Origin of the sequence: Mesorhizobium sp. M7D.F.Ca.US.004.03.1.1 (assembly GCF_003998635.1) — a bacterium.
Taxonomy (GTDB): domain Bacteria; phylum Pseudomonadota; class Alphaproteobacteria; order Rhizobiales; family Rhizobiaceae; genus Mesorhizobium; species Mesorhizobium loti.
Map to the genome: position 1 here is coordinate 1 of NZ_RZQG01000978.1, position 2,125 is coordinate 2,125.

At 63.9% G+C, this 2,125-nt stretch carries 2 protein-coding genes; both read left to right on the plus strand.

Annotated features, from left to right (window positions below; genetic code table 11):
* Window positions 1–1,322: dihydroxy-acid dehydratase (locus EN935_RS32705; RefSeq protein ID WP_127374060.1), on the plus strand; the 1,322-nt coding region annotated here is incomplete at its 5' end.
* Window positions 1,309–2,125 (plus strand): tetratricopeptide repeat protein (locus EN935_RS32710; protein WP_164771556.1); only part of this gene is annotated, 817 nt, incomplete at its 3' end. The genes EN935_RS32705 and EN935_RS32710, both read left to right, overlap by 14 nt.

The window sequence follows — 2,125 nt, forward strand, 5'->3', positions numbered from 1 at the left end:
GTATGATGATGGCCATGGTGCGTCTCAACGTGCCGTCGATCTTCATCTATGGCGGCTCGATCTTGCCCGGCAGCTATCGCGGCCGCCAGATCACCGTGCAGGACGTGTTCGAGGCGGTCGGCCAGCATTCGGTCGGCACGATCGACGATGCCGAACTGCTTGAAATCGAGCAGGCCGCCTGTCCGTCGGCCGGCTCCTGCGGCGCCCAGTTCACCGCCAACACCATGGCCACCGTTGCCGAGGCGATCGGCCTGGCGCTGCCCTATTCCTGCGGCGCGCCGGCACCCTACGAGATGCGCGACCGTTTCAATTTCGCCTCGGGCGAAAAGATCATGGAGCTGATCGCGAAAAATATCCGGCCGCGCGACATCGTCACGCTGAAGGCGCTGGAGAATGCGGCGACCGTGGTGTCGGCAACCGGCGGCTCGACCAACGCAGCACTGCATCTGCCGGCGATCGCGCACGAGGCCGGCATCAAGTTCGACCTGTTCGACGTGGCGAAAATCTTCGAGAAGACGCCTTACATCGCCGACCTTAAGCCGGGCGGCAAATATGTCGCCAAGGACATGTTCGAGGCCGGCGGTATTCCGCTGTTGATGAAGACGCTGCTCGACAACGGTTATCTGCATGGCGACTGCCTGACTGTGACTGGCCGCACTTTGGCCGAAAACATGCAGCACGTTGCCTGGAATGAACATCAGGATGTGGTCCGCCCGGCCAACAGACCCATTACCCAAACCGGCGGCGTCGTGGGCTTGAAGGGAAACCTTGCCCCCGAAGGCGCGATCGTGAAGGTCGCGGGCATGGCGGAGTTGAAGTTCTCCGGCCCGGCACGCTGCTTCGATTCGGAAGAGGAATGTTTCGAGGCGGTGACGCATCGCAACTACAGGGAAGGCGAGGTTCTCGTCATCCGCTACGAAGGGCCGCGCGGCGGCCCTGGCATGCGCGAGATGCTGTCGACGACGGCGGCGCTCTACGGCCAGGGCATGGGAGGCAAGGTGGCGCTGATCACCGACGGGCGCTTCTCGGGCGCGACGCGCGGTTTCTGCATCGGCCATGTCGGCCCCGAGGCAGCCGTGGGCGGTCCGATCGGGCTGCTCAGGGATGGCGACGTGATCTCGATCGACGCGGTGAACGGCACGATCGACGTGGCGTTGTCCGATAGCGAACTGGCGGCGAGGGCAAAGACATGGAAGGCGCGCACGACAGACTATCAGTCGGGCGCGATATGGAAATATGCACAGACGGTAGGGCCGGCGCGCGATGGCGCGGTGACCCATCCGGGCGGTGCGAAAGAAACACATTGCTATGCGGACATCTGAGTTGTTGAGGTCGTCTGTCTTTTCGGCACTGGTCGTGATCGCCACTTTTGGCGCGACCTTTGGCGCCGTGGGCCAGGCTATGGCCTTCGACGACAAGGTGTTCGACGACAAGACCGGCGTGAAGCCGCAATCCAGCCCCTGGGCGGTGTTCCAGTTCGGCTTCTCCGCCTACAAGAACGGCCACAAGGAACAGGCCGCCGAGGCCTACAAATACGCCGCAGAGAACGGCCAGATCGGCGCCACCTGGAAGCTTGCGCGGATGTATGCCGAGGGCGATGGCGTGGCGCGCGACGACTATGAGGCGTTCAAGTTCTTCTCGGAGATCGTCGACCAGGATGTCGAACCCGGCTCGCCCGAGGAAAGCTATGTCTCCGATGCGCTGGTGGCGCTTGGCGACTATCTGCGCAAGGGCATTCCCGGCAGCCCGGTCACCGAGAACGAGGTCGCGGCCCAGGAATATTACATGCGCGCCGCCGCCAACTATCGCAATCCGAACGCGCAGTTCGAAATGGGGCAGATGTTCCTGAAGGGCGAGGGCGGCGTGAAGGCCAGCGTCAAGCAGGCCGGGCGCTGGTTCCAGCTTGCCGCCGAGAAGGGTCATGCCGGCGCCCAGGCGACGCTGGGCCACCTGTTGTTCCAGAGCGGCAAGATCGTTCGAGGCCTGGCGATGATGACGGCAGCGCTCGAACGCGCTTCGCCGGCCGATCAGCCCTGGATTCGCGGTATGCAGGAGGAGGCATTCGCCACCGCCGGCGAGGCCGACCGCCGCACCGCGATCTCGCTGGCGGATGATATCCTCACCA